The 20,840-nt window shown below is 45.0% G+C and carries 19 protein-coding genes and 2 riboswitches; all 19 genes read right to left on the bottom strand.

Going from position 1 to position 20,840, the window contains the following annotated elements; translation table 11 throughout:
• Window positions 1-60: 60 nt before the first annotated feature.
• Complete coding sequence (locus QTL79_RS13170; RefSeq protein WP_346355435.1) at window positions 61-1,176, bottom strand: right-handed parallel beta-helix repeat-containing protein; 1,116 nt, start codon at window positions 1,174-1,176, stop codon at window positions 61-63.
• A gap of 263 nt (window positions 1,177-1,439) precedes the next feature.
• Window positions 1,440-3,638 (bottom strand): caspase family protein, encoded by a 2,199-nt coding sequence (locus tag QTL79_RS13165; protein WP_346355434.1) that lies wholly within the window; start codon window positions 3,636-3,638, stop codon window positions 1,440-1,442.
• Window positions 3,639-3,763: 125 nt separating this feature from the next.
• Window positions 3,764-3,856: riboswitch (cyclic di-GMP riboswitch) on the bottom strand.
• A gap of 124 nt (window positions 3,857-3,980) precedes the next feature.
• A riboswitch (cyclic di-GMP riboswitch) is annotated at window positions 3,981-4,073 on the bottom strand.
• 410 nt (window positions 4,074-4,483) lie between these two features.
• Complete coding sequence (locus QTL79_RS13160) at window positions 4,484-5,590, bottom strand: hypothetical protein (RefSeq protein ID WP_346355433.1); 1,107 nt, start codon at window positions 5,588-5,590, stop codon at window positions 4,484-4,486.
• Window positions 5,591-5,614: 24 nt separating this feature from the next.
• Window positions 5,615-7,414: an ABC transporter ATP-binding protein gene (locus QTL79_RS13155; protein WP_346355432.1), complete on the bottom strand. Its 1,800-nt coding sequence runs from the start codon at window positions 7,412-7,414 to the stop codon at window positions 5,615-5,617.
• The gene (locus QTL79_RS13150) at window positions 7,411-9,369 is read right to left on the bottom strand and encodes an asparagine synthase-related protein (RefSeq protein ID WP_346355431.1); all 1,959 of its coding nucleotides are present in this window, start codon (window positions 9,367-9,369) and stop codon (window positions 7,411-7,413) included. The genes QTL79_RS13155 and QTL79_RS13150 overlap by 4 nt, the downstream gene beginning before the upstream one ends.
• Before the next feature lie 161 nt (window positions 9,370-9,530).
• Entirely contained in the window at window positions 9,531-9,683 is a 153-nt protein-coding gene (locus tag QTL79_RS13145; RefSeq protein ID WP_346355430.1) for a hypothetical protein, read from the bottom strand.
• Between the two features lie 52 nt (window positions 9,684-9,735).
• Entirely contained in the window at window positions 9,736-9,873 is a 138-nt protein-coding gene (locus QTL79_RS13140) for a hypothetical protein (protein WP_346355429.1), read from the bottom strand.
• Window positions 9,874-9,907: 34 nt separating this feature from the next.
• Window positions 9,908-10,354, bottom strand: coding sequence for a lasso peptide biosynthesis B2 protein (locus QTL79_RS13135; protein ID WP_346355428.1), 447 nt, complete (start codon window positions 10,352-10,354; stop codon window positions 9,908-9,910).
• Entirely contained in the window at window positions 10,347-10,637 is a 291-nt protein-coding gene (locus QTL79_RS13130; protein ID WP_346355427.1) for a lasso peptide biosynthesis PqqD family chaperone, read from the bottom strand. The genes QTL79_RS13135 and QTL79_RS13130 overlap by 8 nt, the downstream gene beginning before the upstream one ends.
• A 39-nt stretch (window positions 10,638-10,676) precedes the next feature.
• Window positions 10,677-11,627, bottom strand: a complete 951-nt coding sequence (locus QTL79_RS13125; RefSeq protein ID WP_346355426.1) for a hypothetical protein — start codon at window positions 11,625-11,627, stop codon at window positions 10,677-10,679.
• 74 nt (window positions 11,628-11,701) lie between these two features.
• Window positions 11,702-12,853: a nucleotidyltransferase domain-containing protein gene (locus QTL79_RS13120; protein WP_346355425.1), complete on the bottom strand. Its 1,152-nt coding sequence runs from the start codon at window positions 12,851-12,853 to the stop codon at window positions 11,702-11,704.
• 24 nt (window positions 12,854-12,877) lie between these two features.
• Window positions 12,878-14,029, bottom strand: a complete 1,152-nt coding sequence (locus tag QTL79_RS13115) for a glycosyl hydrolase family 28-related protein (protein WP_346355424.1) — start codon at window positions 14,027-14,029, stop codon at window positions 12,878-12,880.
• Window positions 14,026-14,625: a serine O-acetyltransferase gene (locus QTL79_RS13110; RefSeq protein WP_346355423.1), complete on the bottom strand. Its 600-nt coding sequence runs from the start codon at window positions 14,623-14,625 to the stop codon at window positions 14,026-14,028. The genes QTL79_RS13115 and QTL79_RS13110 overlap by 4 nt, the downstream gene beginning before the upstream one ends.
• 2 nt (window positions 14,626-14,627) lie before the next feature.
• Window positions 14,628-15,248: a sugar transferase gene (locus tag QTL79_RS13105; RefSeq protein WP_346355422.1), complete on the bottom strand. Its 621-nt coding sequence runs from the start codon at window positions 15,246-15,248 to the stop codon at window positions 14,628-14,630.
• 14 nt (window positions 15,249-15,262) lie between these two features.
• Window positions 15,263-16,045, bottom strand: coding sequence for a glycosyltransferase family 2 protein (locus tag QTL79_RS13100; protein WP_346355421.1), 783 nt, complete (start codon window positions 16,043-16,045; stop codon window positions 15,263-15,265).
• A gap of 12 nt (window positions 16,046-16,057) precedes the next feature.
• Window positions 16,058-16,855 (bottom strand): glycosyltransferase, encoded by a 798-nt coding sequence (locus QTL79_RS13095; RefSeq protein ID WP_346355420.1) that lies wholly within the window; start codon window positions 16,853-16,855, stop codon window positions 16,058-16,060.
• 24 nt (window positions 16,856-16,879) lie between these two features.
• Window positions 16,880-18,166 (bottom strand): glycosyltransferase, encoded by a 1,287-nt coding sequence (locus QTL79_RS13090; protein WP_346355419.1) that lies wholly within the window; start codon window positions 18,164-18,166, stop codon window positions 16,880-16,882.
• Complete coding sequence (locus tag QTL79_RS13085; RefSeq protein WP_346355418.1) at window positions 18,163-19,425, bottom strand: hypothetical protein; 1,263 nt, start codon at window positions 19,423-19,425, stop codon at window positions 18,163-18,165. Before QTL79_RS13085 ends, QTL79_RS13090 begins: the two co-directional genes overlap by 4 nt.
• Window positions 19,425-20,831 carry a polysaccharide deacetylase family protein gene (locus QTL79_RS13080; protein WP_346355417.1) on the bottom strand — a complete coding sequence of 469 codons (1,407 nt, stop codon included), beginning with the start codon at window positions 20,829-20,831 and terminating at the stop codon, window positions 19,425-19,427. Before QTL79_RS13080 ends, QTL79_RS13085 begins: the two co-directional genes overlap by 1 nt.
• Between the last annotated feature and the right edge of the window lie 9 nt (window positions 20,832-20,840).

The following is a 20,840-nucleotide window of genomic DNA, read 5'->3' as shown; positions in this document are numbered from 1 at the left end:
TTTTCCAGCATCATCTTTTTGACATTTAACGCCATAACACGAGTAAAGTAAGTCTTCCTACTATTGCACTATATTGTTTGTGGCGTTAACGTTAGTCGCGCTTCTAAAATCTATCCCATTCGGCGCAGGTATATTTTTCACCGTATTTCCGGTAATCGTAGCTCCGCTTCCAGCGGCTGATACGTAAATCCCAGCCGTATTGTAATTGCTTCCTGTCTTGTCTACGACAATCGTATTACCAATAATTTTACAGTCTATTCCTTCTACTCCAATACCTTGAAACGAATGATACAGTGTGATCTTATTGCCTTCCACACGTGTATTCTTTGCAAAGATCGATATTGCCGCCTGAAATTGCTTATGCTCTGGTGAATTAGCCGTTGCCGGATTTGCAGTCATCGTATTGTTAATAATTTTCACGCCAGAAGCTTGCACTTTAACAGCTCGCTTGTAAAAATCGCTGAAAGTACATCCTTGTATAGTTACGTCCGAAATCCAGCCATTGTCACCTGTAATGTGTATACCGTCTCCATCTTCAAAGCCGCTTATTTTTGTAAAAATGGAATTAAGAATTGACATCGACTTTACATTCCAGGCAAAAACAGCTCGATTCGCGCCAATGTTATCGCCTCCAATTCCGTTTTCTGGTCCACTAATATCGTGAAAACTACAATTCGCAATTGATATATTACTGCCGCCTTTTACCAATATAGCCCAGGATCCCATTGTCATATCGCCCATAGTATTTCTTATTTCACATTTTTCAAGTGTTGTGTAATTTGCATTGTCATTCTTTACTGCCGTCTTTCGTTTCATTGCACCGTCAATAATTAGATTCGTCATCGTCACATGGTCAGACGCAATATTGAAAATTCCTCCTCCATTTTCGCCGCCTAGTATAATGGCTCCGTCGTCGCCAAGCATAGCTGCATTGGCCGGTACAATGATTTGAGTAACTTTGTATGTTCCAGCTGGTATATGAAGAACTTGTCCACTTTTCAATGAATTCAATGCAGTTTGCAGTGATGCCGTATCATCAGCTATGCCATCGCCTTTCGCACCAAACGTGCCTAATTCGACGTTCATTGCTTGTGCCCTCGCGGTACACACACCTGCACCGCAACCGTAAAGTCCAAGCAACAATATCGCAACAATCCAAACCTTTTCACATTTCATTTTCCTCGCCCCTCCCCCACATATTTTTCACTCTCTATTTTTAACTAGTCATCCTAATCCTATTTCTTCCATTTTTATTATACCTTGCAAAGATTACAGCCCGCTTGTCATTTCTATTACAATGCCCTTATATTCATTCGGATGTCGTAGAGTTTACCAAAGCATTTCAAATAAAAATAGGCCGTTCCGATTTGCTCATCGCAAAACAGACCGGCCTTTCTACCAACACACAACTTTTCTGAACAATTTCTCCCCTCCCAATACTACTTAGTTTTACCAATCAAATAACCACCATTAGATCCGTCATACATTTGCGGATGCATGCTGTCTCTGCAGCCGTCATAGGATGCGCCGCTAAGATAGCCCGACAGCTCGCCGGTTGTGATATAACCATCTCGATTCAAATCTGCGAGCCCACCGCCAAGCGCATAGCCCAGATATTTGGTAAACATTCCATTTGCCGTCTCAAGTGCCGTACAGGAGCTAATCACCGTATATTTACTGCCCGGATTATGCGCCTTAAAATAATCCACCAGTTCGCCGGAATGACAGGCATCTTCGATCAACGTAACATGACCTGTCGATCCAATTTTTGCGCCAATTTGCAGTGTCGCATCATAAATTTGTTTCTCGTATACTTTGCTGCCGTCAGCCGTTTCAAACCCGTTATTATCCCCGTGTCCAGAATAATACAGCAGCACATTGTCCCCGTCCGATGCTTGTACGGCCTCCGTTTGCATCGCCGTTAAAATAGAAACGCTGGTTGCCTGCAGATCTCGCAGCAACGTTGTATTTGTATTGTTCCATAGCAGATCTGCTTTCAACACCTGCTGCATCGTACTAATATCGCCATTAACCTCCGGTATATTTTCCTTATAGGCCTTCGGCTCGTATTGCGCGATACCGATCAACAACGCATGGTTATCCGACAACGCTCCACCATAGCTGCCGCTGGCCATACTTAGGTAGTTGGCAATTGACCCCGTCGTTCCATCCGCGAAGTGTATTTTATCCAATTGGGCTGTATCCCAATTCTGGATGGTGATCGATCCGTGACCGGCAACGTCAAGCACAACATTTAGGCCATCACGGCTCACCTTGAGATTTTTTGACGTGATGCCGTTGCCGAAAGCAATCTTGTCATTGACATTATCCATATCAAAGACGATTACGTCATTCCCCCATGTTCCGCCAAATCGGTATTGGTCACTGCCGTTTCCGCCGGCCATTGTAACATTGCCGCTGCCGGGCACCAGGCCGCTGACCAAGGTGTCGTTGCCGTCACCGCCAAGCAATGTTGTGTTGCCGCTGCCGGCATACAAAAAGTCGTTGCCGGCTCCGCCGTCGATCGTTTCAGCCTGGCTACCGCCATAAATGACATCATTATAGGCGGTGCCAATAAAGTTTTCAATATCCTTGAACGGCGCTAATTGCCATCCGTTCAGCCCCGCCGTCAGCCCTGCCGCTGTTAACGCGTCATTGCCATCGCCGCCCGAAATCACTAGATCTGCCGGATTATAGACCAGTGTATCGTTACCGGCGCCGCCAGACAAATAGTTTACGCCGCTTCCACCATCCAGATAATCATCACCCGATCCGCCTAGCAAATTGTCGTTACCAGCACCTCCGTTCAATCGGTCATTCCCATCTCCGCCAGACAACATATCGTTTCCTGCCCCTCCCAGCAACGTGTCATCCCCACTCCCGCCATCCAGTTTGTCATTTCCATCGCCGCCAGACAACGTATCGTTGCCCGCCCCGCCAAACAGGGTATCATTGCCCGTTCCACTGTCCAAAATGTCATTGCCGGCTCCGCCGTCCAGAATATCATTGCCGTCCCCGCCCGCCAAAGTATCATTACCAATGCCGCTAACCAAATGGTCGTCACCACTGGTTCCGACATAATTATTAACCATGGCACCGTTAATCTGAGCAGCGCTGTAGGTGGCATCGGAAAACTTGAAAATTTCGATCTGGTATTGCGGACCGAGAAACCAGTCGGTAAAAGTCGTAGCTTGCGTCCAGCCTTTGCGCTGAAGCCGCAAATTGTTGCCGGAGCTGCTGAACACCACATCTGCAATCGACATAGCATATGATGTGAAATCGGCGGTATTGATTCCGTGACCAGCGCTGCCAGGCACCGTATCGGTTACCGTCACATTGTCACACAGACCTAAAGAATAGGTATCATTCCCCACACCGCCCAATAGCGTCGCATCACCGCCGTAAGCGATCAGCGTGTCGTTTCCAGCTCCGCCATCCAGCACGCCGTGGCCGATGATATATTCGTTGCCATTGCCGCCATATACTGTACTGCCTTTGCCGCCCGGCAAATATACATAAATTTTATCGTTACCATCACCGCCATAAATAGTATCTTCGCCGCCTCCTCCTTTTATCAAGTCATCGCCGCTGCTCCCCGTCAATACTTCATTCTTTGCTGTTCCTATAATTGTCGTCATGATCATGCCCTCCCTTTCCTTTTTCTACGCTTCAACCCCTAAAAACGCTCCCTTCTTTGTCTTTTAAATACAAAAGCCCAAGCATAGCAATCACTGCTGACTTGGGCAAACCGCGGTCATTTCTTAAAAGCAACCTGGCAGTCATTGGCGTAACTTTCATTGCCTTTAGACCCATGGCTTTGCGTCCCCATCTTTCGATGAGTTTGCCCACATATTCTTTTTCGTCGCCTTAGTTTTTTCTGCCATCTACATCGCCTCCCTCTCCGCGTTGACTCCTCCTAAAAAGGCAAAAGCCCAAGCATAGCAATCACTGCTGACTTGGGCAAACCGCGGTCATTTCTTAAAAGCAACCTGGCAGTCATTGGCGTAACTTTCATTGCCTTTAGACCCATGGCTTTGCGTCCCCACCTTTCGATAGGTTTGCCCATATATTCTCTTGTCTTAGTCTCAGTTTCATCATATTCACTTCCTCATTTTTTTACAATAAGTAGTATTCCCTTACTTACAGGACGAGACTCCTGTTTTATTGTTGTCTTTTTTTAGTCCTTTGACCTAGGTTTCTCTTCTCTTGCCGCCTATTTAGCTTATATGCTTTCACCAACTAACTGTCCTCTTGCTTCTACACGGTTATTTACCGACATAACAAGGCCGCATCAAAAACAAATATCCATTTAACGTTCATAGCGCCTTCATTTTTACTCTGCCCTTCTTGAATTTGTACAAAGGAACAACAATGAAAAAACGACCCTGCATTCACTTTTCGAATGAGAATCGTCTTTGCCATTGCTTTTTTGCTTTTTCACTCTTCCAAACCATCGGTTTTATCTTTCCTCTTCTTGATTAATCTATGCATAATTTATGATCCCCAGGAACGCAGCCGCAAGTAGTAAAAGGCCCATCAGCAAATGCATCCAGCGTCGGTAAGCGACTCTCCATACATCTAATCGTTCGACATATTGCGGCGCAACCAGCAAAATAATCAGACAGAGAAGTAGCGGCGTAATGAAGATAAGATTATAATACAACAGGCACAACACTGCACTAGCAGTCGGCATTTTAGAAATGATGTTTAGCGCAAATATGTACGGCCCGCCAGTGCAAGGCATTTCTACCAATGCGCACAATACGCCGGATGCGATAGCGCCGCCGAATGACACGCACTTGCTGGCATTCTTGACGATCAATTCTTTCAAACGGTACGGTAGCTCGCTATAGCGGGTCTGATGCGGAAACAAGGCCGTTCTGAGATGAAATACCGCCAGCAGTAGCATTCCCAGCGAAAGCATCAGAGTGATCCAGGGAGATGCTCCAAAAATAATGTTGATCAGCCTATTTCCAACCAACCCCGCCCCTAAATAAACGAGGAACATTGTGGCGCAAAAGGTCACCGCATAAACTACCGCTTTGGCACGTCCGCAAAAAACCGTAGCATAGCTGGTAGCAACAATGAACACAAACAATGCGCATGGATTACTGGCATCAGCCAATGCGGCTAGGGTAAACGGATAAAAGAGCGAAGTCGGCATTTTGCCGCTGCGGGTAATAATGGCTGACGTCAGCTCTCGAGACTCCATTCCAGGAATCAGTCGCCCATTTTCACCGAGTATTTCCGGCAGCAGATTGATTTCCTCCAGACCGATCAGCAACACGTCTTCGCCCGCCTGATTGTCGGTTACTAAAATAGCGGGAATTTCAGTATGCGCAATGCCTCGATATTGCATATTACGATTCAGCAGTTCATTCTTATTTTCAACCGAAGCATCGGTCTGTTTTTTCTCAAACTGATGTTCTCCGCTCTTTTCTGCAACAAATTTTTCCCAATAGGGAGCGAAGGCCTTACAGTTTTCACAATGCTCCGAATAATAATAATTAATCGTAGCTGCTTGAGAAGTCGGCGTACTATACAGAGTTAACAATAAAACAGACAACAATGCAACAGCCGATTTTTTCATTCCTTTCTCCTTCCGATTTTCCATTTAACCGACATCACTGCTGGCGTTATACAGGCTGGCCAAACTATAGAACCGACTGGAACCGTCTTTCGTTAGCGACTGATAATTTCCTTGTTCAACGATCCTGCCCTGTTCAACAACAAAGATTTGATCGGCATTTCGAATCGTCGATATGCGATGCGCAATCACGACAATCGTCATTTTCCCCTGCAGCCCCTCGATAGCCTGCTGTATCCTTTTTTCATTTTCCGAATCCAATGCACTGGTCGCCTCGTCCAAAATGAGAATAGCCGGTTTTCGGAGTAGCGCTCTGGCCAGAACAATTCGTTGACGTTCACCACCTGATAACCTAACGCCTCTATCCCCCACAACCGTGGACAATCCCTCCGGCAACGCACTTACAAATCCGTCGGCGGCAGCCAGTCTTAACGCTTCCCACACCTCGCCATCTGATGCTGCCGGAGAAGCCCATTTCAAATTTTCCCTGATGCTGGCATTGATTAAAAATGGATCCTGGGATACGTAACCAATAGAGTTTCGCCATGCTCTCAAGTTTTCTTGCAACGGCTTGCCATCAATCAATACCACGCCATGCTTCGGTATCAATAACCCGATTAGCAAGTCGACCAAAGTGCTCTTTCCAGCACCAGACACACCCACCAAAGCCGTCGTCGTTCCAGATGGCAGCATCGCACAAATTCCCGTTACGGCTGGGCGATTCACTTTTCCGGCATAAGCAAATGAAACATCACGCAGTTCAATGCCGCGCTGTAATTTCAAGCGCTTTACGTCGACTCCATTCGGCAAATTTTCGCTATTTACCAAGCACTGCTGCTCTAGCTCCCTTACCGACTTGAACGACGGCAGCAGCATGTTAATATTTTGCAGACTCGTTTGCATCGACGAAAATCTGGGCCAAAGTCGGGAGGAAATCACCGTAATCAAAACGAATTCTTCCGGGCGTAGCTTAAAGACGTCAATAGCTATATATAAGAACAACGAAATGAATACCGTTGCACCCATCTTATACAGCATATCCGTCCTAGTCTGCAACCGCTGAAACCGTATCACATTTCCCTTCAATATCCCATACAGCCTGGAAAAGTTATCCACTTGTGCCGCTTCAATGCTGTAACTTTTAATTTCCTTTATCCCGTTCAAGTGTTCGGTCAGATCGTTGAACAGTTCACGATTTCCTTCCATGATTACGTGGCCGCGTTTGCGAGACTCTCCTAGGAACGGCCGCATGCCCCAAAACAGGAAAGCGGCGGCAACCAATACCGCAACCGTAAGCAACGGCGCAATCCAAAGAGCCAGAATGATCTGAACCGCCGTTACCATAACTAACGCAATCAATCCCAGCATGCTTAACGCCGCAGTGCCGATTTGCATCAATTCACTGAAAATAATATGCATCAGTTCTGATTTTGCCTTGGTCATTAGAAGCTGCCATTTTGCATACGCAATCGCCCGAAACAAACGAACCGCCAAAAATTGGCAAAACGATTGTTGGATGTCGACATTCAACAGCGTCTGCCAGCGTTGCAGTAGGCTTTGACTCAGATTGAGCAATAAATATACCACAAGAATCAACGGCAAGCTTATGCCAATGCCCAGTTGAAGGCAAAATCGATTCAAATCCCCCATTAATCCGACTTGCCCACCAAGACCTGGAATAATTCCGGCGACTCCCAACAACGGAATAATCAGCACGACGCCGACCCCCTCCAATAGCCCCAATAAAATCATGAGACTCAACGCAGCTAAAAATTTCCCGCGGGAAAACCGATACAACTCGCAGATATAGTCGACAATCAGATTCATATTTTCCCCTCACTTTGCAAAAAGCGACTAAAAATCAAGCTGCGTATCAACATTCGCACGCCCGAGTTTTCACTTTCATCATCATTGATTACCGGATGTTTTTCCAATTGTCGTTTTATTTTGCAAATGTCCAGATATTTTTTTTCAGCCGGACGTCGACCGATCAGACTGATTTCCGTTGTCAATTCTGGCCAAACCGGCTGCAATCGCTGCGCAATATCGGCAGTCTGATTTCCCCGGACGCGTTCGTTCAAACGCACCTTGTCCGGCAGCAAACCTTTCATCGCCCTTCGAATCAAAAACCGCTCTCGTCCATTCCTCACATACTGATCTTCCGGCAGTCGCAGACAAAACTCAATAACCCGTCTGTCTAGCGTCGGATCACGCATCACCATGCCGTATGACAATAGCAATTTAGTACTAAGTGTGCTGACATGCGCAAAAAAACTGGGTTGCATCTGATCCTGACGGCACTCAAAGGAAGTTTTTCGACTGACGCCGGACAAATCGTAGCCAAACCGATTAAATCGTTCCCGGCTGCCCATTTTCTCTGCAAATGCAGGATTAATCGGCGGTAGTTCCGATACCCATGCATCATGATTTCCGCTCTGCAACAGCGAGAGTATTTTTTGGCAGCCGACCGGCAGCAGGCCGCCGAGTAACGCGTATAACATTTTATTCGGTTCCCGGTATCGCCTTGAAGTCACCCAACTTTCTCGCAGCAAACGGCGCCATCGCCTATACTGCAGTAGAGATACCAGATAGCTTTGCTTTTCGCCCCAAGAAATCGTCATGTTACCGACGCTACCGTGCAACAAGACACCGACCCCTTTTTGTTTAGCTTCAGCAATGATATTATCAATCCAAAATAAATTTTCAAATATCTTATATGGCTGCTCCAAAATCCTAGTCAGACGCTCGGTATCACTCATCGGATGGAGGCCCGAGGCCCGGCAATAAGTTACGTCAATATTGCCGATGTATTGGCTCACCGCTTCTACAAATGGCGTCTCATCAGCAATCGCGCTTCCATCGATCGGGAGCCAGTCACGATAGCCAATCATGGGCGTCATGCTGAAAGCCGCCAACCGTTGCCCTTTTAGTTCCTTGGCCGCCAGTGCCGCGACCGCTGGCGAATCCAATCCGCCGCTCAACATTACCCCCACCGGCAGGATGCTTCGCATTCGGCAACGCACCGCTTCTGACAGTACATCGCGCAAAGCTTCTTCATATTCAGCATCAGATTTAAGCACCAATTCCGGCTGCTCCTGTACCTGCCAATATACCTCTTTAATAACAGAACCGTCCCCACCCACACTCAAGCTATGGCCCGCTGGCAGGAGATAAACATCCTGGTACAGCGTCAACTCTGCATCCAGTTGATGCATAACCGATGGAATCGCCAAAAAATCGCCAATCCACATGTCGTCGTGTCGAGCCGGAATCGCCGGATGGGAGAATAACGGCTTAAGAAGTGTGGAGAAAGCAAATACACCAGCTGCCCGGTAATAATATAACGTCCTGGTTCCGGCGTGATCGACGGCACAAAACATACACCGCTGTCTTTCATCCCAAATGACAAAAGCAAAATCACCGATCAAATATTTGGGACATTCTCGACCCCATTTTTGATACGCTTTCAGAATCAATAGGCTATCGGGAATTCTAGCCCCCTGATCCGCCGCAATTCCCATCGCCGCTAACAAAGACATCCGGTTGTCGATGATGGCATCAGCCGTAATAGTCATCCGGTTTGGCAGGTCCTGATAAGGCAGCACTTCGCATAACGATTCAGGCGTAATAAACTGCGCCCGGCAGCCTAAAAAAACATCTTTATCCAAGAATGTTTTACATGCATCCGCAGGGAAAACCGCCATTTTTTCCTGCATCGCCGCTCCGACGTTCGCCTCCACCGGGCATCCGTCATAATGGAAGATACCGTAAATTGCACTCATAACCGCATACCGCCAGTCTTCACAATACTCCATAGATGCAAGGCTTATCTCCTTGCAATAAAAACCTGCCTAGCCTGCCCGCCAAGGCGCCGGTTCTGTCATTTTAACGACCGGCAACCTTAGGCCGAAGCAAGCCCAGGCAGTTTTATACGGCTACCTTATTAACTACAGGCCGGGCAAGGTATTAATTGACCATTGATACCCGTCTCGCCGGTATACATGTCGCTGCCTCCGCCCTTCTTGTTATAATAAGCTTCCGTCATTTTGATATCGAGTTCCATAACTTGCGGGCTCGTCCAAATTGCTTTTTCCATTTTGATCTTCCTCCTTTACTATTTTTCTATTTACTCTAATGACATCGACAACTTAAGAATGTATCGCGCCGCACAAATTTAGGCTGGCCGTCCACATATCCGAATGATCGCCAGTCTTTTGCGACTCGGTCATTGCGACCGAAAGCTCGGTTACCTGAGGCACTGTCCAAACTGTCTTTTCATTATTCATTGTTATCACCTCCTTTCATGGCCGGTAGCCTTTTTTATTTCCTGCTTGCGAAGCAACCAACCACCGTGAACTGTTCCCGCCCAGCACTCCCGGTGACGATCATTTCACCACACCGTAGCCAAGCATGCGCAATCATTTTATTATCCGCATCTTTCGCTACCCCCATATACAGCGTTGCGTCAATCCCCAGCCGCTGCAATAACAACTTCCCCACCAAGGCCTGAACAAGACACTTGCTTTGCCACGGCGTATAGCGGCTCACGCGTTCAATCATACTACCAACCTGCCAGGCTGCCGTGTATTCCTGCTGTGTCGCCATGGCAGGCGATTCAGACTTTTCCTTCCCTAGCAGTAACGACAATTTGCAAAACGGCAGCAACAATATGGCTGTGCGGGCCGCTGCCGTGAGAATCACAATTCGGATGATTAAACTCTGCTCGCACCAAGCCAAACCATTAAATTGCCGCAATCGTTTAAACAATGGTAATAAGTCCACGTATCTGAAGGAGGCCTAGAAAAGTCAGTACATCCTTTTGACATGTTTCCTCATGCACCTCGTAATCCAATCGTAAACTTTGAATAATTTCATACACGGCGCAGGGCGTTTCAATCAATTCCCAAATTCGGCTACCAACTTGATCCAAACCAAAGTATTTTCCTGTTGTAATATTCAACATGACCTTTTCTCCATCCATATCGGCTGCCACCAACCCCTCTATCTGCACTACAATCGTATCCATTTCAATACTATTCGTCGATTTCATTTGTCGCCTCCGTTTATATATATAATGTGCTTATTTTGCTCACGCCTGTTTTGCGTCAAGCTGAGTCAAATGGCTCACAACAGCTTCCACTTGTTTCTGTAAGCTATCCACCTTCTCCGGGCGCGACAGTTGAAACACTGGCAATTGCCGAGCAATCGCACCGCATTGCTCAAAATGTTGTATACGCAGCCCTAAACAATCCATCAGTTCGCAGCGATATGTGTTTTCCATAATCATACTCATTTTAGCTGCGCCTCTTAGCGGCCTAATTTCAATATCGCCGCCTTGACGGGCAACGATTTCATATACAGCCGCCAACGGGACGGCAGTCGCATGAAATCCTTCCTTGAGCGGCAACGCAAATTTTTTCCATACATCGGAAACAACTTCTAGATTTTCTGTATTGATGCCGACAAGTTCCGCACTTTCCTGCCATAATTTTTGTTGCGGATAACCAGGCTGAATCCAAAACTGACCTTGTTCGTCCCTCTGTAGAGGTGATACGTCATCAGCCATCAGACAATAGCCACGTCGGTGCAAGGCCGCAGCCATCGTCGATTTTCCCGCACCCGATAATCCCGTAAACAGAACACCTTGCCCATTGATTAGCACCGAACTCCCATGAAGCACTGCCAATCCGCGCTGCATAAGCAGCACTCCCATTATTGTTCCTAGCAAAAACAGCTTTACCATATTCCCATCCGCCTGCCGATAAGGTTGCACTGTAATTCGACTGCCCCCCGAAACCAGATATGCACCGATCCCTTCTACGCAATATATGAATTCTCCCGATTGCGAATAGCAATAACTGCCTGTGTCCGGTATTTCAACCGCAAGTTTATCCGTTACATTTCCGATTTCGATTTTTACGTCTGTAACGCTGTTATCCGTCATGTTCAATTCAGGCAGCATCAATTCTGATTCAATACTGATTCCGTATACGGTGTAACGATATGTTTTACGTCCCGTCTCGTTAGCATAATCCTTCATAGTTGTTCTTCCTTTCTTGCTATTGCCGAACTTCATCTGCATTTTTCATCACATTTATACAATGCTGCCGAAACTTATCCGCTAATCTTAATGCTCAATTCTCGGCCAATACCCATGATTAGATTCACAACTTCATAATAACCATATTGGATTCTTTGTTTCCAGCTATGCAACATGCAAAATCGATATTTTTTATATAAAAAATATGTTTTACTCGGCGGCATAGGACCTAATTTAACCGGATTAAAATCGCTGATTTTCATAAGCTCCATAGCCTGTTGCGCTAATTTATAAGCAACCTTACTATTGCTGGCTTTCCGCTCAATTTTCTCTGGAAGAGTGATACCACAAATCTCGTGTACCAAGAGTAAAGATTGATTCACAATATGACTAACACCGATTTTATCGCTTAATCGGTACAACTCCCGCCAAGAAATTTCGCCTTTCTCCAGTATATAGGCGATGTCCAAGAGCCATTTTAAGCGAAACCATGCATGCCCTGCACCATGAAGAATCAAATGTAAAAACAAGACCTCTTTTTTCACCACTCGGATCATCTGACCCGCAAATATGATTTCTTCGATGCAACCTTCAATTTCTTCCCAGGGTATAACAGCTCCATGGGATCCCAAGCAAATGGTAAGATCAACCATGATTTTGCGCCGTGCATCAAAACATGCGACGCTCTGTGTCTGTTCGATCCATTCTGGCAAAGCGTCATGAATCAAGCAATACTGCTCTTTTTCCGCCTCATACCCCCTCTCCTCCAACACTTGTTTTGCCGCTTCCAGTTCGTCTTGCCTAACTAATATGTCAATGTCATTTGATGTGCGATGCGTTATATTCTGATACAGCATCTGGGCCAGTGGTATTCCTTTGACGACAATTGCACTGATGCCTCTCTCGGCCAAACCTCTAACCAACTCCGTCATTTCCATTGTCATTTGCATCGTTCTAATCTTGTTCATTCGATCGGCCTTCTGCAACTCCGCCACAACAGATACGGGGAACACCGGCAGATAACGTTCTTTGTATCTCCAATAAATCATCGGAAATAACTGATGCCGCATTACTAGCTTAAGAAACAGCGTCCAATCGATTTTTCCATTTGCAATCCCCGCCAATCTCCCTTTAGCATCCGCACTTACCTCCGGCCCTGAACAGATGAGAGCCAGCTCTAATTCTGGTGTTAAAAGCTTTTTTGTTTTCAGCCTCGCACGCGCCATACATACCTTCCTTTATTGAACTACTCACTGCCGAATATTTTTTCTTTCCACAACGCCAATGCTTGTCTTGTTAATTTCAATTGCATCGGCAATATTGCAAATCGTATTGTTTTCAACAGTGCTGTTACTGGCCGCTGCTGAAACATATATACCCGCTGTTCTTTTATTGTTCCCCGCTTCATCCACGCTAATCATGTTATTGACGACTTTACAGTTTCGGCCGTTCAAATCCACACCCAGTCGGGAATTATGCAACACAATCACATTATTATCAACCAAATTATCGCCAGCAAAAATCGATATAGCCGCCTGAAAATTGCGTTTTTGATCGGCTTCCGGATGAGCAGTCATCATATTGTGAATAATCTTTACGCCAGATGTCTGCACTTTGATAGCCCTTTTATAAAACCCGTTAAAATTGCAGTCTTGTATCTTCACATCCGAATGCCAACCATTTTCTCCCGTTATCTGTATACAGTCTCCATCCTCAAATCCGCGTATTTCCTCAAATCTACAATTCATAATTGTCATCGATGCCACATTCCAACTCCAAACTGCTCGATTGGCCCCGACACTGTCGCCCTGAACGCCATTTTCGGGACCGCTGATATCATGAAAATAACAGTCCTGGATTGCAATGTTGCTACCGCCTTTTATTAGGATCGCCCAAGAACCGGATTCTACACTGTCTCCATACGTATTTCTAATCTCACAGTTTTCAATTGTAATTCCATTGGCCTCCAGCATTTTTATTGCATTTTTTCGTTTCATATCTCCGTCAATGATCAGGTTGCGCAATGTTACATTATCCACAGCTATATGGAAAATTTCTTTGCCGACTGTCCTGCTTTTTATGACAGCTCCATCATCTCCGACTAGCTCAGCACCAGCACGCAACATGATTTCATCCACCATATAGGTTCCAGCCGGTATATGTAACCATTTATCGCTGGCTAACGAGTTCACAGCTGTTTGAAATGCCACCGTATCATCAGTTGTCCCATCCCCCTTTGCGCCAAAGCTCTCCATCTCTATCATCGTCTTATGTACATTTTCTTTAGCATTGTTATGCAACATTGGCTGAGAATCCCCTGTTTTTAATGCTATTAAATTAAAGTTGCAACCGCAAAAACTTACAAGCAAAATTAGTAACAATACTATTTTCCCATATCTCATGCGCTTGCAACCTGTAGCTTCGCTGCAGCAAGTGCATCAATTACATATTCTCCTGCGCCTCTTTCAGATATTTTTCGTGCCGGCATTCCGGCAATCGTTATATTCCGCTCAAAAAAAGACTTATTGACGACGGCATTTGCTCCGATTGCAATGCCGTCGGCAATTTTGATCGTACCAAACAGCTTTGCCCCCGGTCCAATGTAGACGTTGTCGCCGATCACTGGAGCCTGTGTAACATTCCCTGCTTGGCTGCCGATATTAACACAGCCATGAATACGACAGTTAGCGCCAACAACCGCCCCACTATTCACAATAACCGTGCCATAATGAACAATTGACAGCCCCGGTCCAAATACATTCAAAGGAATACTCAGACCTAAAAAAATCCCCAGATAATGACGTTTGAATTGAACATATTGATAGTATAATTGCCAAAACAATCCGCTCTTGCAATTTTTCAGGTATTCAGCCTTCCGCAAGAGTCTCTGAAATTTCCAAATTTCATCACCAAACCATCTAGGACTTATGCGCGTCTCTCCCAAAGCAATTCGATCTGCCGTTAAATAAAGTAAATAATCTTGTTTCGTCATTATCATTTTTATCCCCCTCCTTTTGTGCTGACATCCATTCCCTTGACTTTCCCAGCCGTTTTCATTTTCTTGACGCCAGTACCATGAACCACAGAATATACAGTCAGCCATATGATGTACAGATCGAAACTAAACGACTGACGCACCTTGTATTCGTTGTCCAGTTTGACTTTTTCCGCCAGTAGTATTTCATCTCTTCCATTTACCTGTGCCCATCCTGTCAAGCCGGGACGCAGCACATCTACTCCTCTTTCACTACGTTGGCAAACCAATTCTTTCTGACTGGGCAATGCCGGGCGTGGTCCGACAAGACTCATATCGCCCTTGATAATATTGAGCAATTGCGGCAATTCATCGATGCTGTATTTCCGCAGAAATGCGCCGCTTCTGGTAATATGCCGCTGCGCATCCGCCAACTGATCTGTAGCTACTTCCGGAGTTCCAACCCGCATAGTACGAAATTTGTACATGCAAAATAATTTACCCTTACAACCGACGCGCCGTTGCGCAAAAATAACCGGTCCACTTGAATCAAATTTTATGACCAGTGCCGTAATTGTAAGCAATGGAGCCAGTATAACTAAGGCACCGCAAGCCAATAACAAGTCAAATATTCGTTTAGCCTTCATATAAACTGCCTCCTTTATCTAGGCCGTACCCGGTAATTTCGCAGCAGCGATGTTATCGCATAACTACAAAAACAAATGGCCGCTTCAAAAAAATTCAATTCTTCATGCTGGCGGTGTATTTTCCAGACACCCATTGCCGATGTTAGCTTATTGCTTGAACGTGATCCTTTCAGCTTTCGGTATCGTGCTAAATCTTCTGGCAGCCCATAGGCACGATGACCGCATTTCAACAATCGCAACCACAACAGATAATCTTCATTTCTGGCCGACTTAAATTCAAAATCTCCGGTGAGACGGCGATCAATCATAACCGTTCCGCCGCCAATTAGCGTCTGATGCATTTCATCTTCATAGGTAACCTCTTCGACCGCTTCAATTAGATCACCTAACTTTTCTCCCGTTTCTGACATTACCCGATATGACGAGAACGAAATGGCAGCAAGTTGGCTTCGCATAAATTTTATCTGCCTGTCCAATTTTTCCGGCAAAATGGTGTCATCACTATCAAGAAATGAAATATACTGGCCTTTGGCATATTTAAGACCGATATTTCTTGCAGCTGCAGGTCCGCCGTTTTTCTCTGATTCAATCAATATAACGCGTTTGTCACACACACATATTTTCTTAACGATGTCAATCGTGGCATCTGTAGAGCAATCATCGACTATCAACATTTCCCACTTTTGATAAGTCTGGTCCAACACCGATTTGATGGTTTCCGTTATAAATTTTTCCGCATTATATGCTGGCGTAATGATGGAAACTAAATCGGATTGAAAATTCGCGTTGCTATTCATTTCAATCCCTCCTCACTTCACATTTTTAGCCTGACTAAACTGTCGCATTCCTCTCGTCATTGCCTTGCACGCATTTGTAAACGAGATCGACATTTTATATAAGTCGTGTCTTCTAACGGCAAATTGCAAAATCAACAGCCTTGCTAGTCCAGGAGATAATGCCGCAAAAAATGCGCCTTTATCAAAAAAGTATTTTTCATTAAATCCTTTGAACCAAGTTGACGTATCGTGGTAAACGTCCGCAATTTTGCTTGTGTCTGTATAAATAACAAGCCCCCTATCCAAGCACTCCGCAATGAACAGACTGTCCTCTCCGGCGCCATAAGCAGCCCCCCCGCCAAACAAAAGTGAAAAATAAACATTAGCTTTTAAGACCGCTTCTCGTCTGAACGCAATGTTAAACGTGCCGTATTTTAGACAATTATAAAATCTTACTCGACAATTTTTTTTGATTTTTATATTATCACGCTCCTTGTTAGCACTTGGCACATTAAACATGATCATATCCGCCTTTGGGTTTCGCTGAAAGGCAGCGCGGACGATTTCTTCATAATCATCAAGATACACCACATCATCATCTGCCATTACACAGATATCCGCCGTCGATCTCATCAACGCATTATTTCTACTTTTCCCTACACCCCGCTCAGCAAATGAATACATCTTAATGCAGGTATCCTTGTATCGCTCTTCCTGATAAGAATGTCCATCGCACTGGTTGATGATGATCGCATCTGTTTTAATATTCATTTTCTTTGCCAACGCCAAATTTTTTTGATGCATCGTTGCAACCAATACCTCAATCTTCATATTCACGCCTCCGCCTTCCCATCATCAGGCAAACTGCTCGCATTGCGCTTTATCTTCAGTAACTTCGTTAAACATTTTCACCATTTTTTCCGCCTGAACTTCTCGTGAAAACTGATTTACCGCATTCGAGATAGATTCCGGCGCCGTTAGCTTTGCAATCGATTCGATATATTGAATCATTTCAGGCACTGAATATAGCAGCTTGCCCTTTTGGGTAATATCTAAAATCCTTCCCATTTCCGAGTCAGCGCGTGCAATGCAAATGAGAGGCGGACGCAATGGCAGTAAAGTAAATAACTTTCCAGTTAGCGTCCCTTTTGACCACGGATCATCCATACACAAATCTTCAAAGATTACATTTGCCATCGCATGCTGAGCTTCGTGGTACACTGTCTGATAATCACATGAGGAAAGCATTACGACCCGATGATCAACGTGTATTTTTTTCCCAAATTCGTTAATCTCAATTTCTATATTGCTCGGCCCAAGCGACCGAATGACCAATGCAATATTCCCGACTTCCTTTAAAACCATCATCAACAATTTTACGCTATCAATCTGATGTTCATAAAAACGACCGGCATAATAAAGATATGGCATCTGCGGAATTTCTCGTATCGGAAGGTATTCTTTACAATCCTGCGGCCATTCGCCATGATCCCAGCCATTGTATATCACGTCGCACCGCTTGCCGTGCACGGAACTTAACAGACCTGCCAAAGACTCACTAACCGTTGTCAAGCGACTCGCCGTCGCCAACAACTTCCTCTCAATCCGTACATCGATAAATTGTGCAAACCGGCTTCGCGCCACAGGATGCAGCGCCGCTAAATCTCGGTAATCCGCAATCCATGGAACATTATAGAAGTTGGCGAAGTTTCGACCCAACCACAGCGCTGTCGCCGGATCAAATGTGGCTACTATCAAATCTATCTTTGGCAGCATCTGTTTTATCTCGTGACGCCTCTTCCATACATCTTTATACCAGGTGAACAAATATCTGTCGATCGCCTTTAAGCGAAAATTCAATTTTCTCAGTACGGCATGCGCCAAACGAGGCCAACCTTTAATTCCATTCGCCGCTTTTGAAATTTTACTGTGATCAATCTTTTCATTTATTTGAAAGTGATGACCTAGGCGTATAACCCGCTCTTCCGGTATTTCTTGCGGCAGCGAACCTTCACTGTTAGTCGTGATAACCCAAGGCGTCCAACCATTTTTCTCAAAATGATTTACCATATAACCGTAGCGCCTTGCAGCAATATTGTTGATCGGCGGAAAGTGATAGCTAATTATTAGTACATTTTTCATAACTCTTGCTCCCCTGTCTCGCTTCTAATTATTCCTGCTGCGGATACAATGCCCATCACTATTGCAAACCAATAGATGATGTTGTCATAGGCCCGTGCGAGAAACATATTCATGCCCCAAAAAACCATCATATACAACGCATACTTTGCCAACACCTCATTGCTCCGCGCCTGACGTATAGCCTGCAACAATCCCGCCGCATACGCAATTAATAAGGCGGCAAATCCAATTGCACCATACTCTTCTAAAATCGAGATAACAGAATGCGTATAATTTCCAGCCCGGCCTTCCTTTATCTCAAATCGATAAGCCCCCAAGAAATCAGATCGGATCAAAGCATCTGTATTTCTTTTCGCTAATGATTGCCTCGCTACATAAGACTCATCTTTTTCAGGCTCAATAACCACGCCCACCATTAGCTTAACCATCGGATTTGCCTCCAGATCCAAGACATCCGTTTTAGCAATAAGATTAGCTGAAAAAATTCCGCAGACCATCGTCATCAGTATGGTAGCCATAATAATTTCATTTTTGCTAAATTTCATCCGAGCAATTTTCACTAGCATTATTGCTGCAACAAAAAACAATAAGCTGGCCCTAGATCCTACGATATATAAAATATATACCGCCACACCGAAAATCATCACGCGTACAAGCAAAGAGCGATATAAGCACAACAACAACAATGTTAAGCAAACGTAACTGTCACCGATTGCCTGATAACCAACGTCAAACTCGGCTTCGCCGCTGTCACGTAAAAACTTGACCAAATGCCGTAATGAAAGCGACAAAACCCCTCCGCTTTCGCCGACCAATGACATTCCGTATATCGACAACGCGACATAGAGAACAGTGAGAAAAGCCCATAACCTTGCAATATTTTTTTTGTTGGCACAGATGATTTGCCATAATTGAGGTTGTCGAAAAAACAAAAACAGTATGAACGGATACACTGATCCAAAAAAAGTGTACCGTATAGCCGAAAATGTATTTACGCTCAATTCCAATTCAGAATATCCAAGCATGGAATAAAAAAATATATATCCATACAACAGTAAAAACGGCACTTCTGATCGGATGAACATACCATGGGCCTTAATACATATGATTACAATGGGAATGATGCAGAACAGACTTTGAGGAATCGACGGCATAACCCCCACTTTACCTAGAATATGTAGCGCCGGACTTAATCCGAAAATATACATAGCGAAAAACAACATCACCCGTTCTTGAAGCGATAGATTTGCACCTTCCATTAAAGCACCTCATTGTCAAACAAACTTTTATATACTGCAAGCTGCGTCTTTATTGACAGCCGGTCATTGTGCCATAATAAAACGAAGTCCCCATTATATTTCCTGACCGTTTCTTTCAGTTTGCTCATTTCATACTTTGCCTGTGCACAAGACAGCCCCATGTATTGTTTGTCCAGCGCGCTGCATTCCATGACCAACAGAGGCCGCTCACGAAGAGCGAGCATCCTGCGTTTTTTTAGATTGAATACCGGATATTCAAAACAGATGCCGCAACGAAAACCAATATGGTCAGCGTAGGATACTGAAGTATCATATGCCAGTCCAGCATCCTCATAATGCTGCCAGGTATCCGGCGACCATCGTAAATAATGCTGCCGTCCGCCGATCCTTCCCAGTTCTATGCCGACTCCCGCACAAGCTTGTTTCAAATACGCACACTCTTTTTTGATCTGCGTGCCATCTTGAAACGATTCATAGCTCGGATGAAGACCGATTTCATGTCCCCTCTCGCTAATCCGTTTCATCAAGGCTTGCATCAACGGATGGTTCAGAGGATAAAACGTATCATAACTGGCATGAGAATGACTTGTCATGAAATAAAAACAACTTTTTATCTCATTCGCTTCACTAATGTCCATAATCGTATCAAATGTGTAATTTTCATCAGCCAGATAATTCCCTTTTCTCACTTGGTACGTACGAGCTAAACGCCTTATAGCCATTCCCGGATCTTGGCGTTTCAAGACATCAGCCACTATGCTGCGTCCTGTCTGCGCCAAAGTTCGGAACGCATAAGAAAATGGAAAATCAACATCATGCGTCGCAACCATTTTGAACCGCCGGTTCTTCCGCTGCAAAGTCGGCCATATTTTTTTTATACACCACCACAGAATTTCCAAATATTCATTAATGATCGGCCTCGCCAAAAAACCTTCCTGAAAAGCCAATGACGATTTTGCCGCAAATCGGTGGTGTTCATCATAGTCTTGCCTGACCACTTCTTCATAACGAGTCAGCATTAAAAATGCTGCGCCGAAAACATCAATACCAAGTTGAATTTTCTCTTTCGACTCCATTACATAGCCATCGTGCCGCAATCGGTATCCGAAAATGACTGGCAACGTATCATCCACTACCAACTCCGCTATTTCTGGCTGCATAATTTCCCATTGCTCTAAAGGTTGCATGGGCAACGATAAATCCGTCATCCACTGCGTCGCAGGTGTCTGAAAAAAAACATCCGCTAAACGTATTTCCTTCTCCGCATCCTGTGAGCATGCAATAACAATGTCCGTTCTGTCTTCAATAGCGACTCGATAAGAGATTCCCCAAAACTCTCGAAATATGACATCATATATGTAAGCCCGTTCTTCGGGATAAGAAGCGTCACAACGGATGATCAACATGGCTTTCCC

The organism is Azotosporobacter soli, assembly GCF_030542965.1.
Lineage (GTDB): Bacteria > Bacillota > Negativicutes > SG130 > SG130 > Azotosporobacter > Azotosporobacter soli.
This window is presented reverse-complemented; position numbering and strand designations above follow the sequence as displayed.

Excerpts from the sequence above, each read along its gene's own strand:
- QTL79_RS13170 (WP_346355435.1), bottom strand. The coding sequence starts at position 1,176 with ATGAAATGTGAAAAGGTTTGGATTGTTGCGATATTGTTGCTTGGACTT.
- QTL79_RS13165 (WP_346355434.1), bottom strand. The coding sequence starts at position 3,638 with ATGACGACAATTATAGGAACAGCAAAGAATGAAGTATTGACGGGGAGC.
- QTL79_RS13160 (WP_346355433.1), bottom strand. The coding sequence starts at position 5,590 with ATGAAAAAATCGGCTGTTGCATTGTTGTCTGTTTTATTGTTAACTCTG.
- QTL79_RS13155 (WP_346355432.1), bottom strand. The coding sequence starts at position 7,414 with ATGAATCTGATTGTCGACTATATCTGCGAGTTGTATCGGTTTTCCCGC.
- QTL79_RS13150 (WP_346355431.1), bottom strand. The coding sequence starts at position 9,369 with ATGAGTGCAATTTACGGTATCTTCCATTATGACGGATGCCCGGTGGAG.
- QTL79_RS13145 (WP_346355430.1), bottom strand. The coding sequence starts at position 9,683 with ATGGAAAAAGCAATTTGGACGAGCCCGCAAGTTATGGAACTCGATATC.
- QTL79_RS13140 (WP_346355429.1), bottom strand. The coding sequence starts at position 9,873 with ATGAATAATGAAAAGACAGTTTGGACAGTGCCTCAGGTAACCGAGCTT.
- QTL79_RS13130 (WP_346355427.1), bottom strand. The coding sequence starts at position 10,637 with ATGAAATCGACGAATAGTATTGAAATGGATACGATTGTAGTGCAGATA.
- QTL79_RS13125 (WP_346355426.1), bottom strand. The coding sequence starts at position 11,627 with ATGAAGGATTATGCTAACGAGACGGGACGTAAAACATATCGTTACACC.
- QTL79_RS13120 (WP_346355425.1), bottom strand. The coding sequence starts at position 12,853 with ATGGCGCGTGCGAGGCTGAAAACAAAAAAGCTTTTAACACCAGAATTA.
- QTL79_RS13115 (WP_346355424.1), bottom strand. The coding sequence starts at position 14,029 with ATGAGATATGGGAAAATAGTATTGTTACTAATTTTGCTTGTAAGTTTT.
- QTL79_RS13110 (WP_346355423.1), bottom strand. The coding sequence starts at position 14,625 with ATGATAATGACGAAACAAGATTATTTACTTTATTTAACGGCAGATCGA.
- QTL79_RS13105 (WP_346355422.1), bottom strand. The coding sequence starts at position 15,248 with ATGAAGGCTAAACGAATATTTGACTTGTTATTGGCTTGCGGTGCCTTA.
- QTL79_RS13100 (WP_346355421.1), bottom strand. The coding sequence starts at position 16,045 with ATGAATAGCAACGCGAATTTTCAATCCGATTTAGTTTCCATCATTACG.
- QTL79_RS13095 (WP_346355420.1), bottom strand. The coding sequence starts at position 16,855 with ATGAAGATTGAGGTATTGGTTGCAACGATGCATCAAAAAAATTTGGCG.
- QTL79_RS13090 (WP_346355419.1), bottom strand. The coding sequence starts at position 18,166 with ATGAAAAATGTACTAATAATTAGCTATCACTTTCCGCCGATCAACAAT.
- QTL79_RS13085 (WP_346355418.1), bottom strand. The coding sequence starts at position 19,425 with ATGGAAGGTGCAAATCTATCGCTTCAAGAACGGGTGATGTTGTTTTTC.
- QTL79_RS13080 (WP_346355417.1), bottom strand. The coding sequence starts at position 20,831 with ATGTTGATCATCCGTTGTGACGCTTCTTATCCCGAAGAACGGGCTTAC.